This is a genomic window from Streptomyces sp. NPDC094143, assembly GCF_040303825.1.
Taxonomy (GTDB): Bacteria; Actinomycetota; Actinomycetes; order Streptomycetales; family Streptomycetaceae; genus Streptomyces.
In genome coordinates this window covers 53,450-71,254 of the sequence record NZ_JBEOTZ010000034.1, presented here as the reverse complement: position 1 = coordinate 71,254, position 17,805 = coordinate 53,450, and the positions used below count along the sequence as shown (strand labels likewise).

At 72.6% G+C, this 17,805-nt stretch carries 20 protein-coding genes and 2 pseudogenes; 10 read left to right on the top strand and 12 right to left on the bottom strand.

The genetic code is table 11. The annotated features are described in order from the left end of the window. Positions 1-133 precede the first annotated feature (133 nt). Positions 134-619: a nucleoside deaminase gene (locus tag ABTZ58_RS32385; RefSeq protein WP_351364530.1), complete on the bottom strand. Its 486-nt coding sequence runs from the start codon at positions 617-619 to the stop codon at positions 134-136. Positions 620-801: 182 nt separating this feature from the next. Between ABTZ58_RS32385 and ABTZ58_RS32380 the strand changes: the two genes are divergently transcribed. Continuing rightward, a complete protein-coding gene (locus ABTZ58_RS32380) occupies positions 802-1,605 on the top strand; it encodes a GNAT family N-acetyltransferase (RefSeq protein ID WP_351364527.1) in 804 nt (267 codons plus the stop codon). Here ABTZ58_RS32380 and ABTZ58_RS32375 read toward each other — a convergent pair. Then, a pseudogene (locus ABTZ58_RS32375) lies at positions 1,594-1,945 on the bottom strand (SPW repeat protein). The gene ABTZ58_RS32380 and the pseudogene ABTZ58_RS32375 sit on opposite strands and share 12 nt — an antisense overlap. A gap of 104 nt (positions 1,946-2,049) precedes the next feature. Between ABTZ58_RS32375 and ABTZ58_RS32370 the strand changes: the two are divergent. Then, positions 2,050-2,217, top strand: a complete 168-nt coding sequence (locus tag ABTZ58_RS32370) for a DUF8839 family protein (protein WP_502996164.1) — start codon at positions 2,050-2,052, stop codon at positions 2,215-2,217. Positions 2,218-2,360: 143 nt separating this feature from the next. Here ABTZ58_RS32370 and ABTZ58_RS32365 read toward each other — a convergent pair whose 3' ends face one another. After that, positions 2,361-3,410 carry an acyl-CoA dehydrogenase family protein gene (locus ABTZ58_RS32365; protein ID WP_351364524.1) on the bottom strand — a complete coding sequence of 350 codons (1,050 nt, stop codon included), beginning with the start codon at positions 3,408-3,410 and terminating at the stop codon, positions 2,361-2,363. 119 nt (positions 3,411-3,529) lie between these two features. On the opposite strand from ABTZ58_RS32365, the gene ABTZ58_RS32360 reads away from it, so the two are divergent. From ABTZ58_RS32360 to ABTZ58_RS32350, 3 genes are all read left to right on the top strand, one after another. Further along, positions 3,530-3,676, top strand: coding sequence for a hypothetical protein (locus ABTZ58_RS32360; protein WP_351364521.1), 147 nt, complete (start codon positions 3,530-3,532; stop codon positions 3,674-3,676). A 217-nt stretch (positions 3,677-3,893) separates the two neighbouring features. Then, positions 3,894-4,784: a glycoside hydrolase family 19 protein gene (locus ABTZ58_RS32355; RefSeq protein ID WP_351364518.1), complete on the top strand. Its 891-nt coding sequence runs from the start codon at positions 3,894-3,896 to the stop codon at positions 4,782-4,784. 72 nt (positions 4,785-4,856) lie between these two features. Continuing rightward, on the top strand, positions 4,857-6,218 hold the full coding sequence (locus tag ABTZ58_RS32350) for a phosphoinositide-specific phospholipase C-related protein (RefSeq protein WP_351364561.1): 1,362 nt from the start codon (positions 4,857-4,859) through the stop codon (positions 6,216-6,218). Positions 6,219-6,429: 211 nt separating this feature from the next. On the opposite strand, the gene ABTZ58_RS32340 is transcribed toward ABTZ58_RS32350, so the two are convergent. The 5 genes and pseudogenes from ABTZ58_RS32340 to ABTZ58_RS32320 all read right to left on the bottom strand — a co-directional run bounded on the left by ABTZ58_RS32340 (position 6,430) and on the right by ABTZ58_RS32320 (position 9,709). After that, on the bottom strand, positions 6,430-6,579 hold the full coding sequence (locus ABTZ58_RS32340) for a hypothetical protein (protein ID WP_502996162.1): 150 nt from the start codon (positions 6,577-6,579) through the stop codon (positions 6,430-6,432). A 268-nt stretch (positions 6,580-6,847) separates the two neighbouring features. Then, a complete protein-coding gene (locus tag ABTZ58_RS32335; RefSeq protein ID WP_351364515.1) occupies positions 6,848-6,997 on the bottom strand; it encodes a hypothetical protein in 150 nt (49 codons plus the stop codon). 65 nt (positions 6,998-7,062) lie between these two features. Then, positions 7,063-7,455: pseudogene (locus ABTZ58_RS32330) on the bottom strand (cobalamin B12-binding domain-containing protein); the annotation flags it as partial. 11 nt (positions 7,456-7,466) lie between these two features. Further along, entirely contained in the window at positions 7,467-9,071 is a 1,605-nt protein-coding gene (locus tag ABTZ58_RS32325) for a SpoIIE family protein phosphatase (RefSeq protein WP_351364512.1), read from the bottom strand. A gap of 251 nt (positions 9,072-9,322) precedes the next feature. Then, positions 9,323-9,709 carry a tautomerase family protein gene (locus ABTZ58_RS32320; protein ID WP_351364509.1) on the bottom strand — a complete coding sequence of 129 codons (387 nt, stop codon included), beginning with the start codon at positions 9,707-9,709 and terminating at the stop codon, positions 9,323-9,325. A 125-nt stretch (positions 9,710-9,834) separates the two neighbouring features. Here ABTZ58_RS32320 and ABTZ58_RS32315 point away from each other — a divergent pair, with 125 nt between their 5' ends. Together ABTZ58_RS32315 and ABTZ58_RS32310 are read left to right on the top strand one after the other, a co-directional pair. Further along, positions 9,835-10,227, top strand: coding sequence for a VOC family protein (locus tag ABTZ58_RS32315; RefSeq protein ID WP_351364506.1), 393 nt, complete (start codon positions 9,835-9,837; stop codon positions 10,225-10,227). Between the two features lie 45 nt (positions 10,228-10,272). Next, positions 10,273-11,352: an adenosine deaminase gene (locus tag ABTZ58_RS32310; protein WP_351364503.1), complete on the top strand. Its 1,080-nt coding sequence runs from the start codon at positions 10,273-10,275 to the stop codon at positions 11,350-11,352. On the opposite strand, the gene ABTZ58_RS32305 is transcribed toward ABTZ58_RS32310, so the two are convergent. Together ABTZ58_RS32305 and ABTZ58_RS32300 are read right to left on the bottom strand one after the other, a co-directional pair. After that, on the bottom strand, positions 11,334-11,849 hold the full coding sequence (locus tag ABTZ58_RS32305; protein ID WP_351364500.1) for a mycothiol transferase: 516 nt from the start codon (positions 11,847-11,849) through the stop codon (positions 11,334-11,336). The genes ABTZ58_RS32310 and ABTZ58_RS32305 overlap by 19 nt on opposite strands. A 41-nt stretch (positions 11,850-11,890) precedes the next feature. Beyond that, a complete protein-coding gene (locus ABTZ58_RS32300) occupies positions 11,891-12,775 on the bottom strand; it encodes a LysR family transcriptional regulator (RefSeq protein WP_351364497.1) in 885 nt (294 codons plus the stop codon). Between the two features lie 118 nt (positions 12,776-12,893). Between ABTZ58_RS32300 and mgrA the strand changes: the two genes are divergently transcribed. Continuing rightward, positions 12,894-13,886: an L-glyceraldehyde 3-phosphate reductase gene (gene mgrA, locus ABTZ58_RS32295; protein WP_351364494.1), complete on the top strand. Its 993-nt coding sequence runs from the start codon at positions 12,894-12,896 to the stop codon at positions 13,884-13,886. A 39-nt stretch (positions 13,887-13,925) separates the two neighbouring features. Here mgrA and ABTZ58_RS32290 read toward each other — a convergent pair whose 3' ends face one another. Together ABTZ58_RS32290 and ABTZ58_RS32285 are read right to left on the bottom strand one after the other, a co-directional pair. Continuing rightward, positions 13,926-14,213: a DUF1905 domain-containing protein gene (locus ABTZ58_RS32290; RefSeq protein ID WP_351364491.1), complete on the bottom strand. Its 288-nt coding sequence runs from the start codon at positions 14,211-14,213 to the stop codon at positions 13,926-13,928. A 79-nt stretch (positions 14,214-14,292) separates the two neighbouring features. Continuing rightward, positions 14,293-14,673, bottom strand: coding sequence for a nuclear transport factor 2 family protein (locus tag ABTZ58_RS32285; RefSeq protein ID WP_351364488.1), 381 nt, complete (start codon positions 14,671-14,673; stop codon positions 14,293-14,295). Positions 14,674-15,006: 333 nt separating this feature from the next. Here ABTZ58_RS32285 and ABTZ58_RS32280 point away from each other — a divergent pair, with 333 nt between their 5' ends. Together ABTZ58_RS32280 and ABTZ58_RS32275 are read left to right on the top strand one after the other, a co-directional pair. Beyond that, entirely contained in the window at positions 15,007-15,417 is a 411-nt protein-coding gene (locus tag ABTZ58_RS32280; RefSeq protein ID WP_351364485.1) for a hypothetical protein, read from the top strand. 59 nt (positions 15,418-15,476) lie between these two features. Further along, positions 15,477-17,804, top strand: coding sequence for an FHA domain-containing protein (locus tag ABTZ58_RS32275; RefSeq protein WP_351364482.1), 2,328 nt, complete (start codon positions 15,477-15,479; stop codon positions 17,802-17,804). Position 17,805: the final 1 nt, after the last annotated feature.

Sequence of the window (17,805 nt, the reverse complement as noted above, 5' to 3'; positions counted from 1 at the left end):
TCGGGGGGACCGGGATGTACGCCTGGTCTGGTGCATTCGATCGTAGGTTCGATCGCTCGGTCCTGCATCTCGGGCGTCAGGCCCGTGCCGGACCGGACGGGCGGGCCGCGCGAGCCCTGCCGCGCCGCTGTCCTCAGCCGCGCCCGCGATGGAACCGTACGTGCAGCTCCCGCACCCGCTCCGTGAGTTCGGGCACGGGCCCGTCCACGATGACGTCCGGTGCGATCTCCTGGACGGGCAGCGTCCGGACCGGCGGCGCGGGGACGCCCAACTCCTTCAGCCACGACCCGAGTTGCTCCGACGAGGCGACGTAGACGATGCGGCCGAGGCCGACCCAGGCGTGGGCGGCCGCGCACATCGGGCAGTGTTCGCCGGAGGTGTAGACCGTGGCGGCCGCCCGTTCCTCGGGCGCCAGGTGGGCGGCGGACCAGCGTGCCAGTTCGAACTCGGGGTGGCGGGTGCGGTCGCCGGAGGCCACCCGGTTGTGGTCCTCGCCGAGGACCGTGCCGTCCCCGCCGACCAGGACCGAGCCGAACGGCTCGTCCCCGGCGTCGAGCGCCTCGGCCGCGAGCTCCACACAGCGGCGCAGATAGGGCAGTTCCGTCTCCTGGACGACCATGTCCGGGGCTCCTTACATGACGACGCGATCACCAGGACCCTAGGGCGCTGACCCGCGGGGCGAAAGCGACGGCGTGGCCACGCGTCGCGCGGGGGTGCCGGAGAACGCGTGGGGGCCAGTGCCGCACGGAGGTACCGGAAAACGCTTTGCCCGGTCGCCGGGCCGGTGCTGGGATGGCCCGCATGGATCATGCCGCGCTGCTCGCCCTGTTCGACCGTGACCTGCGCGAGGGAGCGCGGCCGGACGGCCCCGGCGACGCCCGTGTCGAGCGGGCCGGCGCCATGGTCCGCCAGACCGCCACCGCGCCCGGCTGGAACGGCGTCCTGTGGTCCGCCCTCGACGAGGACACCGCCGGCGCGGCGATCGCCGAGCAGACCGGCCACTACGCCGCGCTCGGCCTGGAGTTCGAGTGGAAGCTGTACGGGCACGACCGGCCGGTGGACCTCGGGCAGCGGCTGCGCGCGGCCGGCTTCACGCCCGGGCCGCAGGAGACGCTCATGCTCGGCGAGGTCTCCCGTCTGACCCTGGACGCCGAACCGCCGCGGGGCGTCCGCTTCGTACCGGTCACCGACGCGCACGGCGTGGGGCTCGTGGCCGACGTCCACGAGCAGGCGTTCGGCGCGGACAGCTCCTGGCTGCGCCGCGAGCTGCTCGCCCGGCTGGCGGCCGGTCCGGACGGCGTCGTCGCCGTCGTGGCGATGGCGGGTGACGAGCCGGTCAGCGCCGCCCGCTTGGAGCCGGTGCCCGGCACACGCTTCGCCGGCCTGTGGGGCGGCGGCACCGTCGAGGAGTGGCGTGGCCGCGGCATCTACCGCGCCCTCGTGGCCCACCGTGCCCAGGTCGCCGCGGCCCGAGGCCACGACCTCCTCCGGGTCGACGCCTCCAGCCGGAGCCGGCCCGTCCTGGAGCGGCTGGGCTTCCTGGCCCTGACCTCAACGACGCCCTACGTGTACTCGCGGCCATACCCGCGGGGATCACGGGCGTGACGCCTTCGCCGCCGTGCCGGCGCACACCGGTCCCAGGATCACGGCCGACGCGCCGATGACGATGTTGTTCCACACAGCTCAGGCCGTACATCCACTCCGGAGCCCGCGTGAACCCGAGCGCCAGCAGGCCGATCGCGACGCCCATGATCAGGTCGTGGGTCACGAGCGGGGGCTGGCTGGCCGTGTAGTGGACGATCCACGGTTAGGCGGCGCAGTGCGGACCGAGCAGGAACACCGGTCCGTCCACGAGTGCCACATCGCGGCCGGCGAGCATCGGGGCGTACCGGTCCCGCAGCTCGGCGACAGAGGTCGGAAGGGAACTCTGTACCCGCCGGTACATGTCCGGGCGGATCGGGGGCAACCGGATGTGTACGACAATGACCGATCGTCGTCGCCCCGGCGGGCGGCGCCGGACTGGGGAGGGCAGCGGACGTGACTGTGGCCATCAGTGCGAAGGTGTTGGAGCGGTTCCCGGCAGGGTCGCCGCGCGGATCCTGGCCCGCCGAGGAGTACGCGGCGCGCCGGCGCGCAGAGGGCGAGCCCGCCACCGTCGTGATGGACCTGGAGTCCGACGCCTTCCTCGTGGTGGTCCCGTCGGACGACGAGGGCTGACCGCACACCCGGACGGTTGCCGGGGCAGCCCGCCCCTGGTGAGCAGGATCCACACAACCGGCCGGGGCCCTCGACCGCTTCCTACGGAATCCGGTCGAGGGCCCGTTGCTCCGCCGGCGCGGGCGAAGGAGACACGGGCCCGGCTAGCCGGACGCCAGGGAGCCCAGGTGGGTCCGGCGTGCCTCGGACGTCTGGCCCTGCACCAGCAGGAACATCCCTTCCCGCGCCAGCCGCTGGGCCCGGCTGTCGAGGGCCATGGCGCGGCCGCCCCCGGCCACGATCGCCGCCGTCGTGGCCGCCCGCAGCACGTCGAACGCCCGTGTCCGCACGGCCAGCCGTTCCGGGACGCACTCGTGCGTAGCCGGGTGATCGGCCAGTTCGTAGGACTCCCGCCGGACCCCGTCCAGCCGCTCGCGCAGCACCCGGGCCGTCTCTTCGCCCTCCGGTGACCGGGCCACCAGCTCCAGCGCCGCGCCGGCCACGCCGAACACGGCCGGACTGGCGTTGGCGGCCCGCGCCAGGTCGACCCGGGCGAACTCCTCCCGCGGCATGCGCAGCACCACGGACTCCTCCGGCACCCACTGGCCGTCCAGCTCCAGGGAGACCGTGCGGGCTGCGGTGAGGGCGGCCAGCCGCATCGGCGCCGACGGGGTCAGCCCGGGCTGCTCCCGGGCGTCGGCGACGACGAACACCACCTCGGCCGTGCCCGTCACACCGGCCAGTAGCATCACGTCGTTCAGGCCCCAGCCCGTGTACCAGGGCACCCGCCCGTCGAAGCGCCAGCCGCCCCGCTCGGCGACCGCCCGCACGGGCACTCGCGGGAAGGTCCGGACGTGGGCGAACGCGATACCGGCCATCAGCTCGCCCGTCGCCAGCGGCCGCAGCAGCTTCTCCCGCACCGGCGAGTCGCAGGTGGCGATCAGCTTCACCGGCGTGTGGTGCTGGGTCTGCACGAACCATGTGGAGCAGCACGCACCGGCCAGGATCTCCGCGGTCTCCCGGGCCGCGGAGACGGGCGCGGCCGCCCCGCCGTACTCCCGCGGCGCGCCCACCCCGAGCAGCCCCGCGCGTCTGACCGCCTCGACATGGCTCGCCGGGACCTCCGCCCGGTCGACCCGCTCGGCCTGTGGGACGAGGAGATCGCGTGCCAGCCGCCGTGCGGCGGTCACCAGGGGGTGGGCTGTGGTGGTCATGGGAGGAATTCTGGCGGCCGCGCGGCGCGCGGTGCCGATCCGGGGTGGGTCCGGGGGTGTGTCGTTCGTGCGGGAGGTGCGGGGGAGACCCGGAACACCGAGAGGCCGAGGAGGCCGTCATGAAGTACTGCCTGTTGCGCCGTCTGGATCGCGCCGCCGAGGCGGTGCGGGCGTACCAGAGGGCGATCGGGCTCGACGCGAACCCGGCGGAACGCGCCTTCCCCGACCGGCGCCGGAGCGCGCTCGCCGGCGGGCACGCGCCATGAGGCACACGGCCCCCGGCCCGGCCCCGGGTACCCCGCACCTGACAATGACTGGTCTACACCCTTGACTGGTACAGACCAACGCGGTTGAGTGTGCCTCCACAACCCCCCACCACGGCCGCGCCCACGCCGTGACCGGTCCGCCGGTGCGTGCGGCGAAGGCTCTGCTCCGCGCTGCCCTCGGCCGGGAGCGGCCGTGTCGCACAAAGGAGTTGATCCCGTGTCGAGACGCCGTGTCTCCGCCGTCCTGGCCGCACTCGCCCTCGCGGGCACCGCACCGGTGCTCCTGCCGGCCTCGAACGCCGTCGCCGCCTCGTGCTCCAGCTATCCCAACTGGGTAGCGGGCAAGTCGTACAACGCCGGTGACATCGTCCGCTACACCGACGGCAAGGCGTACATCGCCGAGCACGCCAACCCGGGCTACGACCCGATCATCAGCACCTGGTACTGGGAGCCGTACGCCTGTGACAGCGGGCCGACCACGCCGGACTCGCGCTTCGTCGTGTCCGAGGCGCAGTTCAACCAGATGTTCCCGAACCGGAATTCGTTCTACTCGTACAGCGGCCTCACCGCGGCCCTGAGCGCCTACCCCGGCTTCGCCAACACCGGCAGCGACACGGTGAAGAAGCAGGAGGCCGCCGCCTTCCTGGCCAACGTCAGCCACGAGACCGGCGGTCTGGTGCACGTAGTGGAGCAGAACACCGCCAACTACCCGCACTACTGCGACTGGAGCCAGCCCTACGGCTGCCCGGCCGGCCAGGCCGCCTACTACGGACGCGGCCCGATCCAGCTGAGCTGGAACTTCAACTACAAGGCCGCGGGCGACGCGCTCGGCATCGATCTGCTGAACAACCCCTGGCTGGTGCAGAACGACTCGGCCGTCGCCTGGAAGACGGCCCTGTGGTACTGGAACACCCAGAGCGGGCCCGGCAGCATGACCCCGCACAACGCCATGGTGAACGGCGCCGGTTTCGGCCAGACCATCCGCAGCATCAACGGCTCCCTGGAGTGCGACGGGAAGAACCCGGCGCAGGTGCAGAGCCGCGTGAACAACTACCAGCGGTTCACGCAGATCCTCGGGGTGTCACCCGGCGGCAACCTGTACTGCTGACGCCGGACCGCCGGGCGTGGTGTCATGCGCTATGTCATGCACCTGACCTGACGGAGGGCATCTCCCATGCGCCTGCGCACCCCCCACACCCTGCTCGCCACGACCGCCGCGCTCGCCGCGGCGGTCGTGGCACCCCAGTCCGCTGCCGCCGCCGGGCCGGCCCCGGGCGCGTACTACGTCCAGAGCGCCACCACCGGGTTCAACGCGGCCGACAGCGGCGGAGCGGTCGAGCAGCACAGACCCCGCGGCGACGAGGACCGCCAGCAGTGGCAGCTCAGGCCGAACGGCCCGGCGTACCTGCTGGAGAACACCGACGCCCCGGGCAGCTGCCTCGGCCGCGCCGGCGACCAGGCCGCGACCGTCCCCTGCGCCGGCGCCGACGCCCCCTGGGAGATCACCCCGGCCGGAGCCGACCGGTACACGCTCAAGGTCCCGGGCACCACGCGCCACCTCACCGTCGCCCCCAAGCCCTCCGGCGCCACCTACCCCGCCCGGCTCGCCCTCGGCGGTGCGGGCGACCTGGCGGCCTGGTACCTCACGCCGGTCAGCCCCGTCACCGCCCCCATGCCACCGCAGGACCGGCGCACCCTGGACCAGGTCACGTTCCTCACCACCCACAACGCCTACGCCAACGGCGCCGACGGCGGCTTCGCCCCGCCGTTCGTCAACCTCGCGCCCAACCAGACCCGCGGCATCACACGCCAACTCGCCGACGGGGTGCGCGGATTCATGCTGGACATCCACCAGACCCCGGACGGCGCGATCCTCTGCCACAACAGCTGCACCCTCGTCAGCAGGCCCGTCGCGCTGTGGGTCGACCTCCAGCGCATGGTCGACTTCCTCAAGGCCCACCCCGACCAGTTCGTCACGGTCTTCCTGGAGGACTACGTCGACCCGGGGGTCCTGCGTGCCGAACTCGCCCGCGTGAACGGCCTGGCGGACGTGCTGTACCGGCCCGACCTCACCGGCGTCCGGCAGAACGGCTGGCCCACGATGGCCGAGCTGATCGCCGCGGACGACCGGCTGCTGATCTTCACCGACCACAGCCGCTCCGCCGACCAGGCCGCCGGCCTGACCCGCGACAGCTTCGGCGTCATGTACCAGCGCGAGTGGACCGTCGAGAACTACTGGTCCATGGGCTCGGGCCTCGGATCCTCCGACTGGTCCTGCTACAGCCGCTGGTACGACGCCGGCACGAACATCCCGCTGACCCGCACCGAGCCCGGCTTCCGCCCGCTGTTCGTCATGAACCACTTCCGGGACGTCCCGCTCACCGGCACGGCGGGCACGGACAACAGCAAACTCGCCGACCGGGCCCGGCGGTTCTGCCAGCCCGCCGCCCGCAAGAAGCCCACCTTCCTCGCCGTGGACCACTACGACCGAGGCGACCCCGCCTCCGCCGTCGCCGCCCTCAACACGTACACGTACCCGTAGAACGGCCGCGCCGCCTCGCGGGGCGTGTGTGAGACTCCGCCGGTGAGCGCACAGAAGATCACCGGCCGCCGCGGGCACCTGGAAACCCGGCGAACTGCCCGTCCACCGCCTCGGCTTCGGCGCGACGCGGTGGACGGGCAGCGCCGCCTTCCACCACGGCACCCCCGGTGACCGTGGCCGGCCGGGAACGCGGCGGCGGGTGCCCTCCGCCTCACCGACGAGGAGCGGCGACGCCTCGACGGGCCGCGGGGGCCGTCAGATGGTCCAGGACACTGGTGAGCTCCAGCACACGGTCCAGGAACCCGGGCCGGTGGTCCAGGTGCGGGATCGTGCCTGCGGCGCTGGTGCGACGGTGGATCATCAGCCGCGCCGACAGGCCGGAGGAGTCGATCCAGGCCAGGCGCGGAAGTCCAGGCGCACAGCGCGCAGCGCCGTGGCGTCGTGCAGCTCCCGGACGACGGTTTCGCGATGCGGCCAGGACATGGAGGGACAGCAGGAACTTGGTCACCGGGGAACTCGCCGCAGGTGTCGTGGTCGAGTTCACCGGCCACCCGCACGGTCAGCGTGGGCGGTTCGCGTGGGCGGTTCGCGGTCGGTGGTGACGGTGAACGGGGTCGGTGGCAGGTTCGTCATGCGGGAGTCCCGGAGCCGGGGACGGGACGGGCGGGGCGGTCGCCGAGGACGGCGGTTCCCTCGCGGACCAGGGCGAGGGCACGGGGGAAGTCGCCTGTCTGCCCGGCGAGGAGGTCCAGGCCGGCGATCAGGGACCGGACGGGCACGTGCCGGGCTTCGAGGATGTCGGCGGTCCAGGTCAGGAACGAGGTGAACAGCTCGGTGTCGTCCAGGGCGTCTGGGCCCCGAGGCAGTCGACCTGCCAGCCGCGCAACCGCAGCGTCTCGGCGACGAGCCGGGCCGGGAAGGCGTGCCATTCGCCGTCGATGCAGGCGACCGCCACTCGCCCCCGCACCTCAGAGCGCCTCGCGCCGTCCGGCTCGTGGTGGGCGAGGGCGGCGACGGCGCGTTCGTTGATGGCGGTGGCGGCGTGTTCCTGGGCCACGGTGAGACGGTCGGCGGCCCACTCGGCGCCGACCCTCTCCTGCACGGGCGCGATCACGTCCAGGAGCAGCGCTTCTTCGTCGAGCCCTTCGGACAGGGCCTTCGCCAGGATGTCGACGGCGGCGTACTCGTCGCCGTCGGCCACGGCCCGCCACAACCGGTTCCGCAGTGCCACTGACATCGCGGGGCCGGTCACCCGTCCTTGCGGCGGCTGTCCCGGCGTCCGTCGACGACCGACAGCCCACCCGGCAGCGGGGCGCTGATGGCGACGACGGCCATGTCGTCGTGCCCGCCCGCGCCGAGCCACTGGGCGGCCACCATCTGCACCCGCTCCACGACGGCCTCCGCGGGCAGCCCTCCGCACTCCGCCAGCACCCTTTTCAGCCGTTCCTCGCCGAACAGCTCGTCCCCGAGCGGGCCGCCACGGGCCTCGGTGATGCCGTCGGTGTACAGCAGGCAGGTGTCCCCCTGGTCCAGGGCCGTCTCCACGGTGTGGGCGGTCACGGTCGGCAGGGCACCGATGAGGGTGCCGCGGGAGGGCACCTCCTCCACCCGGCCGTCGGCCCGGACGACGAGCGGCGGCAGATGGCCGGCGCTGGTCAGCCGCAGCTGTGCCCGGCCCCCGCGGCGGCGCACCGAGGCGAGGACCAGGGTGGCGAAGCGGGTGTGCCGGGAGCTCAGCAGCGCTCCGTTCAGCAGGTCGAGCACCCGCTGGTGGTCGTCCGCGAGGGGGAGCAGGGCGTGCAGGGTGTTGCGGATCCTGCCGGTCAGCACGGCCGCGTCCAGCCCCTTGCCCGCCACGTCGCCCAGGACCACGAGGGTCTCCCGGGTGGGGTCGGAGCCGGGGTGCACGTCGTAGAAGTCGCCGCCGACCCGCTCGTGGTCCTTGGCGGCCCGGTAGCTGCCGGCGTACTGCACGCCGTGCACCCGCTGCAGCAGGGGCGGCAGCAGCTCGTGCATCAGGATGGCGGTGATGGTGGCCTGCTCGGTGTACAGGCGGGCCGCCGAGAGCGCGGCCCCGGCCCGGGCGGCGAACAGGCGGGCGAAGGATTCCTCGCCCTCGGTGAACGCCTGCTCCGTGCTGCAGCGCAGCAGGATGAGGGCGCCCGCGGGCACGCCGTGCCCGGGCAACGGGGTGACGATCACCGAACCGGCCGGACCGGTGAAGCCGTCGGGGATCGCCCAGTCGGGGAGGAACGACGGGTCGATCCAGCGCGCCGGGACCGGTGGGAAGCCCTGCAGGGCCTCCGGCAGGCCCGGCACGCTGTGCGGGTCGATCTGCCGGGTGACCTGCACCACGGGCCCGCCGCGCGGTGCGTAGGTCAGGGGGTGGCGGCGGCCCTGGGCGGGGGCGACGAGAACCGCGCCTTCCGCCAGATGCTGCGCTGCCATGGACGCGGCGACCTCCGTGCAGCGGGGCACGTTCAGCGTCGACAGCAACGTGGAGGAGACCTCGGCCAGGATCTGCGACCGTGCCCGCGCGCTGCGCACGGCCTCCTCGGCCACGCGGCGCTCGGTGTCGTCGACCAGCCACCACACGACGTCCCCGTCCGCGGCCGCCGTCGGATGCGCCAGGACGACCCGGTCGTTGATGGAGCCGCTCAGGGGAGCGGTACCCGATCCGGGGAACCCGCTCACGACGTTCCGGTGGGCGTCCGACAGCCAGGAGGGCGCCGTCTCGTGCAGCCGGTCCCCGCTCGCCGCGCCGGGCAGCAGCAGCCGGGCGGCGTCGTTCAACTGCACCACGGTGCCGTGCCGGTCGACGACCAGCACGGGGCAGGGGGCATCGCCCCACACGCTGCCGACCCTGGTGTCGGCACTGCGTGAACGGGCGGAAGGACTGGGGGAAGCGGTCAAAGCGGAGGCACGCGTCCCGCGCACCCCACCACCTTCCTGTCATGGGAGACCGGTGCAGACGGCAACCGTCCCGCATCCACGCCGACGGCGCAACCCACCCGGAGAGGCCCCGTCCATGCACCGGATTTCGTCACATCCCAAGGCTTCGCGGCCGGCGGCCGGCGCGGGGGAGGCGTCCCGCACGGATCCGATCACCCGTCAAGGTACTGAGCCCGTCCCTCGCCCAGTGACCAGTCGGCCGACGCGTTCTCCGTGAGGACGACGAAGACGTTCCGCGGCTCGGTGCCCGCGTACTCCTCGGCCAGTTCGGCGATCCTGCGGTACAGGGCCTGCTTCCGCGCGGGCGGGCGGCCCGAGCGCAGGGTGATCGCGACGTAGACGATGCCGTCGTCCCGGCGCACGCCGAGGTAGTCGCCGTGGCGCAGGGTGCCGCTCGTGCCGTCGTGGTCGGTCAGGACCTGGAAACGGTCGTCGGCGGGGATGGCGAGGGTCTCCCGCAGGGCGTCGTGGACGGCCCGGCCGAGCGCGGCGAGGCGCTCGGGTCCGGCGCGGAGCGTGTCGATGCGGACGAAGGGCATGGCGTCTCCCGGGGTCGTGGACCGTGAGTGTACATACTAGTAGTTACAAATTCGGACGGGCGGTTGGCGTCCGAGGGGTTTTACGTATAACCTCTCCGGCTAACCCCGCGCTCCGAGAGGTCCCGATGCGACGTATCGCCCTGGTCACCCTCGTCGTCGACGACTACGACGAGGCGATCCGCTTCTACACCGAGGCTCTCGGTTTCCGGCTGGCCGAGGACGCGCCCCGACCCGGCGGGTCCCGCTGGGTCGTCGTCGAACCGGGCGCCCCGGGCGCGGGGACCGGGCTGGTGCTCGCCCGCGCCGACGGCGAGACGCAGTCCGCCCGGGTCGGGGACCAGACCGGCGGGCGGGTCGGGTTCTTCCTGCACACCGACGACTTCGCCCGCGACCACGCCCGGATGACCGCCGCCGGCGTGACCTTCCTGGAGGAGCCGCGGCACGAGCCGTACGGAACCGTCGCCGTCTTCCAGGACCTGTACGGCAACCGCTGGGACCTGCTCCAGCCTGCCGGCTGACCCCTCTCGCGCCCCTGAGAACCGCTGCCCAAGGAAAGCTCCGCCATGACTGCTACGCGCGTAGACGCCGCTGTGATCCACCGCCTCCCCAAGGCCGTCCTGCACGACCACCTCGACGGCGGCCTGCGCCCCGCCACCGTGGTGGAGCTCGCCGAGGCGGTCGGCCACACGCTGCCCACCACCGACCCCGACGAGCTCGCCGCTTGGTACTACGAGGCCGCCAACTCCGGTGATTTGGTGCGCTACATCGCCACCTTCGAGCACACCCTCGCCGTCATGCAGAACCGCGAGGGCCTGCTGCGCACCGCCGAGGAGTACGTGCTGGACCTCGCCGCGGACGGTGTCGTGTACGGGGAGGTGCGCTACGCCCCCGAGCTGAACACCCGGGGCGGGCTGACCATGGCCGAGGTCGTGGAGACCGTCCAGGAGGGGCTCGCCTCGGGCATGGCCAAGGCGGCCGCCGCGGGCACGCCGGTGCGGGTCGGCACCCTGCTGTGCGGCATGCGGATGTTCGACCGGGTGCGGGAGGCGGCCGACCTGGCCGTTGCGTTCCGGGACGCCGGGGTGGTCGGCTTCGACATCGCCGGCGCCGAGGACGGCTTCCCGCCCGCCGACCACCTCGCGGCCTTCGAGCACCTGCGCCGCGAGAGCGTGCCCTTCACGATCCACGCCGGGGAGGCCCACGGCCTGCCCAGCATCCACCAGGCACTTCAGGTCTGCGGCGCCCAGCGCATCGGGCACGGTGTGCGCATCACCGACGACATTCCCGACCTCGCGGCGGGCAAGCTCGGCCGCCTCGCCGGCTGGGTGCGCGACCGGCGCGTCGCGCTGGAGATGTGCCCGACGTCCAACCTCCAGACGGGCGCCGCCACCTCGATCGCCGAGCACCCGATCACCGCGCTGAAGGACCTCGGCTTCCGCGTCACCGTCAACACCGACAACCGGCTGGTGTCGGGCACGACGATGACCCGCGAGATGACACTGCTGGTGGAACAGGCGGGCTGGGGCGTGGAGGACCTGCGCACGGTCACGGTGAACGCCCTGAAGAGCGCGTTCCTCCCGTTCGACGAGCGCAACGCGCTCATCCGCGACGTGGTCCTGCCCGGCTACGCGGCCGCGCTCTGAAGCAGTCCCTTGAGGTAGGCGGCCTGCCCGACGTGCTGCAGATCGTCGGACAGGACGCTGACCAGCCGCACCCCGAGGGTGACCGGCGGGTCCCAGCGCTCGTCGACGACGCGCTCCAGGTCCTTGGCGGCCAGCCCGCCGAGGGTCTTCAGGGTCTGCTCGTGCACGGCGTCGTAGTAGCCGGTCAGCAGGTCACCCGAGTCGACCCGGACCTTGGCGACCTTGGCGGGGCTGTGGCCGTAGCCGGTGTCGTGGCGGGGCAGGCCCAGCCCGAAGCGTTTCTCCCAGTCCTGGGCGAGCCACACCTGGTCGAGGCCGAAGGCGTCGGCGATGTGGTCGTCCTGTACGCGGGTGAGGTGCCAGACCAGCCAGGCGACGGAGTTGGTGTCGGGGGAGGGGCGGGCGGTCAGTTCGCCCGGCCCGAGACCCTCGACGGTGGCGTGGACTTCTTCCCGGATGCGGTTGTAGCCGTCGATGAGGATGTCCTTCGCATGCATGCCTCCACCATCGCGCATCCCCGCGCCCGCTGCGCCCGGTTCTACGCGCCCGTGGTCTCCAGCAGCGCCATCAGCGCCCGGGCGGCCGGACTGGTCGCCTGCCGGGGCGGCAGCAGGGCCACCGTCTCGTAGACCGCCTCGCCGGTGCCCTTCACGGGCAGCGCGGTCAGGGAGGCGCGCTTGTGCGCGAAGTGCCGCGGCACGACGGCCACGCCCAGGTTCTCGCCGACCAGGTCGAGCAGGGTGTGCACGTCGTTCACCTCCAGCGCCACGGTCCGGCGCACACCCGCGGCGGCGAACACGGTGTCCGTGGTGCGCCGCGGCCCCCAGTCCGGGTGGAAGTCGACGAACGCCTCCCCGCCCAGCTCCTTTGGCGTGACGGCCGCGCCGGCGGCCGCGAGCGGGTGACTGCGGTGGCACAGCAGCGTCATCGGCTCGCTGGTCAGCGGCACCGACCGCAGCTGGTCGCCGTCCTCCTGCGTGCGCACGGCGAAGGCCAGGTCGAGCCGCCCGGCCTCGACGTCCTCCGCCAGGGCCCCGGAACCGGCCTGCCGCAGACAGATCTCCACGTCGGGATGGCGGTGCCGGAACGCGGCGAGGAGCCCGGCCAGGTTCACCCCGGCGATGCACTGCTCGCTGCCCAGCGTGAGCATCCCGCGCAGCACGCCCTGCACCGCCGCCACGGCCTCGTGGGCCGCCCGCACCTGCGCCAGGATCCGCTCCGCCTCGCCGAGCAGCGCCCGGCCGGCCGGGGTGAGCGTCACCCGGCGGGTGGTGCGCACGAACAGCGGCGTCTGCAGTTCCCGCTCCAGCGCCCGGATGGAGGCGGACAGGCCCGACTGGGAGACCAGCAGGCGTTCGGCCGCCCGGGTGAAGTGCTGGTCCTCGGCGACCGCCACGAAGTGCTGCAGATGGCGCAGTTCCATGACTGAGAAGCGTAGCCGCTGAATCCCATCGGATTCTTCTGTTGGACGCATGGGAGCAGGTCACGCCAGAGTGGACACCGGTTTCCCCTCCGACCGAGCCAACCCCTCTGGAGTCGCGTTGTACACCGCACACCCCGACCGCTACGCGGACATGCCCTACCGGCGCACCGGACGCAGCGGCCTGAAGCTCCCCGCGCTCTCGCTCGGCCTGTGGCACAACTTCGGCCCGGACCGGCCCGTGGAGACCCAGCGGGCCATCCTGCGCCGCGCCTTCGACCTCGGCGTCACGCACTTCGACCTCGCCAACAACTACGGCCCGCCGCCCGGCGCCGCCGAGTCCGCCTTCGGCGAGTTCCTGAGGTCCGACTTCGCGCCCTACCGCGACGAACTGGTCATCTCCACCAAGGCCGGCTACCTGATGTGGCCCGGCCCGTACGGCGAGTGGGGCTCGCGCAAGTACCTGCTGTCCTCGCTGGACCAGAGCCTGAACCGGATGGGCCTGGACTACGTCGACATCTTCTACTCGCACCGCCCCGACCCGGACACTCCGCTGGAGGAGACGATGGGCGCGCTGCACTCGGCGGTGCAGCAGGGCAAGGCGCTGTACGTCGGCGTCTCGAACTACTCCGCGGAGCAGACCCGCGAGGCCGCCCGCATCCTGGGCGAGCTGGGCACGCCGCTCCTGATCCACCAGCCGCGCTACTCGATGCTGGACCGCCGCCCCGAGGACGAGGGCCTGCTGGACGCGCTCGACGAGCTCCAGATCGGCTCCATCGTCTTCTCCCCGCTGGAGCAGGGGCTGCTCTCCGCCCGCTACCTCGACGGCATTCCGGAGGGCTCCCGGGCCGCGAGCGACAGCCCGTTCCTGCAGTCCGACGCCGTCACCGAGGAACTGGTGGGCCGGCTGCGCGACCTGAACGACATCGCCAAGGGGCGCGGCCAGACGCTGGCCCAGATGGCGCTGGCCTGGGTGCTGCGCGGCGGCCGGGTCACCTCGGCGCTGGTCGGCGCGAGCAGCCCGCAGCAGGTGGAGGACAGCGTCGGCGCGATCGGCAACCTCGACTTCGACGCGGACGAGCTGGCCCGTATCGACGCGATCGTCAGGCAGTAGCGGATCCCGGGCCCGGGGGCGGTGCCGCCGGGCCCGGTGTCAGGAGCCGAGCCGCTCCTCCAGGCGCACGGTCACCGTGTCGCCCTCCTCCTTGCCGATGGCCCTGCGGACGGCTGCCTTCACCGGCAGCTTGTGCGTGCCGTCGCCGAGGGCCATGAACGAGCTGCGGAACGGGTGCCCGTCGATCGTCCCGCGGACCTTGACCAGGCCGCGGGTGCCGAAGAAGGCGACGGACTCGGGCCAGACCAGATAGGTCCAGCCGCCCTCGGCGGGGCTCTTGCGCAGGACGGCGGTGAACTCCGCGTCCAGTGCTCCGGTGGTGCCCATGGTGTCGTCCTCCGGTGCTCGGCGGCTTCTCTCCCTCACGCAGACCGCCGGGCACCCGAGAACTCATCGGGCGCCGGTCTCACGCCCCGGCGGGCACCCGGTCGAGAAAGCCGAGCACGGCCCTGATCCGGCCCTGCCCGTCCAGCGTGATCACGTCCGACCCGGCGACGGGCGCCGAGCCGTCGGCTGCGCTCACCAGCTCCCACGAGAAGCGCGCCGTGTCGTGATGCCCGTCGACGTCCCCGGTGAGCCGGAAGACGAAGCCCGGGAACTGCTCCCGCACCGCGGCGATCAGCGCGGTGATGCCGTCGTGGCCGCTGACGTCGGCCAGGGGGTCGGTGTAGCCGCCGTCCTGGGTCCAGGCGGCGGCGACCGCCTCGGCGCGTGCCGCCGGGTCCCCGGCGTTCCAGGCCTCGAGGTAACGGGTGACGGCGTCCTCGTAGCGGTCGGGTGCGGACATGGGAAATCAGCCTCCGGGAAGGTCGGGTGCGCTGGTCGGGACCCGGATCCCCGCTCTCGGCGGACCCGGTACGGACCACCCTGCCCGCGCCCTCGGAAACCGTCGATTACGCCCGAGGTCATGCACCTCGACGGCGTCCGCGGGATTTCGGCCAACTCGGGGGGTGAATATGCCAGGAGAGTGGCCAAAAAGTCATGGTGACAGTGTTTCAGTAGTGAACATACTGACCTGCGAGAGCGTTTTCACATCCAGCGACGGCGTCCTCACGCACAGCACGCGAGCTGCGGGAAGAGCGGGACCGGGCAGGCGGGCAGGGCAGCGGGGGAGGGACACGTGCACGACGAGTTTCTGTGCCACGTCACGGCGTACGGGGTCTGCGACGGCCGCCGTATCGGAGTGCCCCTGGGCACCTACCGCGCGCCCACCCTCGCCCTCGCGCTGTGGTGGCTGCGCGACCGTGCCTCCTGGATCGCCCAGCGCCTGGACCCCCAGCCCGACGCCGAGCACTTACCGCCGGGCGCGCTCGTGCCGGTCGCCGACACCGTGCCCGACGTGCCCCTGCTGCTGCGCGCCTGGTGCGCCGACCCCGCCCAGCAGGAGCGGGTCGCCGAGGAACTGGCGGCCGGACGGCTGGTGCGCATCGCCACCAGCGACGAGACGACCGAGTACGAACTGCTCGCCGAGTCCGTGGACGCCCTGCGGATGCAGCGCACCGCCTCCGCCCTGGGTGTCCCCGTCGCCTGACCTGCCGCTCCCACCGTCTGCCAAGGCGCATAGCTGGGCATATCGGTAGAATCTTGGCCATGGCGCAACCGTCGGTAGCACCAGAGCTCGTCCTGGAGACGGAGACGGGTTCCACCGTGATGATCCCGGGCCGCGACTACCACCTGGGACGTGACCCGGCGAGCGACATCGTCATCGACGACGACCGGGTCTCCTGGCACCACGCGGTGCTGCGGCCGGAGGACGGCCACTGGACCATCGAGGACGAGAACAGCACCAACGGCACCTACGCCGACGGCCGTCGCGTCCACGCCTGGGACGTAGGACCCGGCAGCGTCATCCGCTTCGGCAACCCCGCCGACGGACCGCGCGTCGTCCTCACGGGCCGCCGAGCCCCGGAACGCCCCTCCGCCGTCTCCATGCCCGCCCTGACCGGCACCTACCGGGCGCCCACGACCGTGCGGCCGCTGCCCTCGCGCACCGTCCGCATCGGCCGCGCCGGCGACAACGACCTCGTCATCGACGACCTAGTCGTCTCCCGCCGCCACGCCGAACTGCGCGCCCTGCCCGACGGCACGTACGAGATCACCGACCTCGGCAGCCACAACGGCACGTACCTCAACGGCAGTCCGGTCACCACCGCCCCGGTCGGCCAGGGCGACATCGTCGGCATCGGCCACTCGGCGTTCTGCCTCGTCGGCGACGAGCTCCAGGAGTACGTCGACACCGGCGAGGTCTCCCTGGACGTGCAGGACCTCGCGGTCTCCGTCGACCGCGGCCGCAAGACGCTGCTGGACCACGTGTCGTTCCCGGTGGGGGAGAAGTGCCTGCTCGCCGTCGTCGGCCCGAGCGGCGCGGGCAAGTCCACGCTCCTCAACGCCCTCACCGGCCAGCGCCCCGCCGACCACGGCACCGTCCTCTACGACGGCCGCGACCTCTACCGCGACTACGCCGAACTTCGCCAGCGCATCGGCCTGGTCCCGCAGGACGACATCCTGCACTCCCAGCTGACCGTCAGAAAGGCCTTGTCCTACGCCGCCGAGCTGCGCTTCCCGCAGGACACGGCCAAGGCCGAACGGCAGGCCCGGGTGGACGAGGTGATCCGTGAACTGGGCCTGGAACAGCGCGCCGACCAGCATGTGCACAGCCTCTCCGGCGGCCAGCGCAAGCGTGTCAGCGTGGCACTGGAGCTGCTGACCAAGCCGTCGCTGCTCTTCCTCGACGAGCCCACCTCCGGCCTCGACCCCGGCATGGACCGCTCCGTGATGCACATGCTGCGCGGTCTAGCCGACGACGGCCGGACCGTCATCGTCGTCACCCACAGCGTGCTCAGCCTCGACGTGTGCGACCGGCTCCTCGTCCTCGCGCCCGGCGGGAAGACCGCCTACTACGGGCCGCCCGAGGACGCCCTGCCCTACTTCGGCTTCGAGCAGTGGCCGGAGGCCTTCGAGGCCTTCGAACGGGACGCCGAGCGGGACTGGGCCGGGGACTACCTCGCCTCGCCATCGCACCGCCGCTACGTCGCCGACGCGTCCGCCCAGCCCTCGCAACCGCGTTCCGAGCCCGTCGTCATCACCCCGCCGCCCCGGCCGCGCAGCCGTTCCGCGCAGCTCGGCACGCTGGTGCGCCGGTACGCCTCCGCGCTGGGCGCCGACCGCACCTTCCTGATCATCATGATCGCCCTGCCGTTCGTGATGGGCGTGATGGCCCGGGCCCTCGCGGGCGGGAAACTCACCTCCGACACGGCGATGAACGCCCTGCTCATCCTGTGCGTCGGCGCCGTGCTCACCGGGGCCGCCAACGCCGTGCGCGAACTCGTCAAGGAACGGGTGATCTACCAGCGGGAGCGCGCGGTGGGCCTGTCCAGATCGGCGTACCTGATGTCCAAGGTCGTCGTCCTGGGCGTCATCACCGTGCTGCAGGCGGTGGTGCTGACCCTGGTGGCGTTGCTCGGCGTGGACCTCAACGCCCCGGGCGGCGAGGGCGTGCTGATGCCGCCCCTGGTGGAGATCACCATCGCCGTCGCCCTGCTGGCGTTCACCGCGATGATGCTCGGCCTGCTCATCTCCGCGCTGGTGCGCAAGGAGGAGGTGACGATGCCGCTGCTCGTGCTCATCGCCATCGTCCAGGTCGTCTTCTGCGGTGCCCTGCTGAAACTGGACGGCGTGCCCGGGCTGGAGCAGCTGGGCTGGCTGGTGCCGGCGCGCTGGGCACTCGCCGCGATGGCGGGCACCGTCGGTCTTTCCCGGATCGTGCCCGACGACCTGACCGACGACCCGCTCTTCGAGCACTCGGCGGGCACCTGGCTGATCGACGTCGGCATGCTAGTCGTGCTGTCGGTGCTCTTCGGGTTCCTCGTGTCCCGGCTGCTGCGCCGGCACGAACCGGCCGTGATGCGGAAGCAGTGAG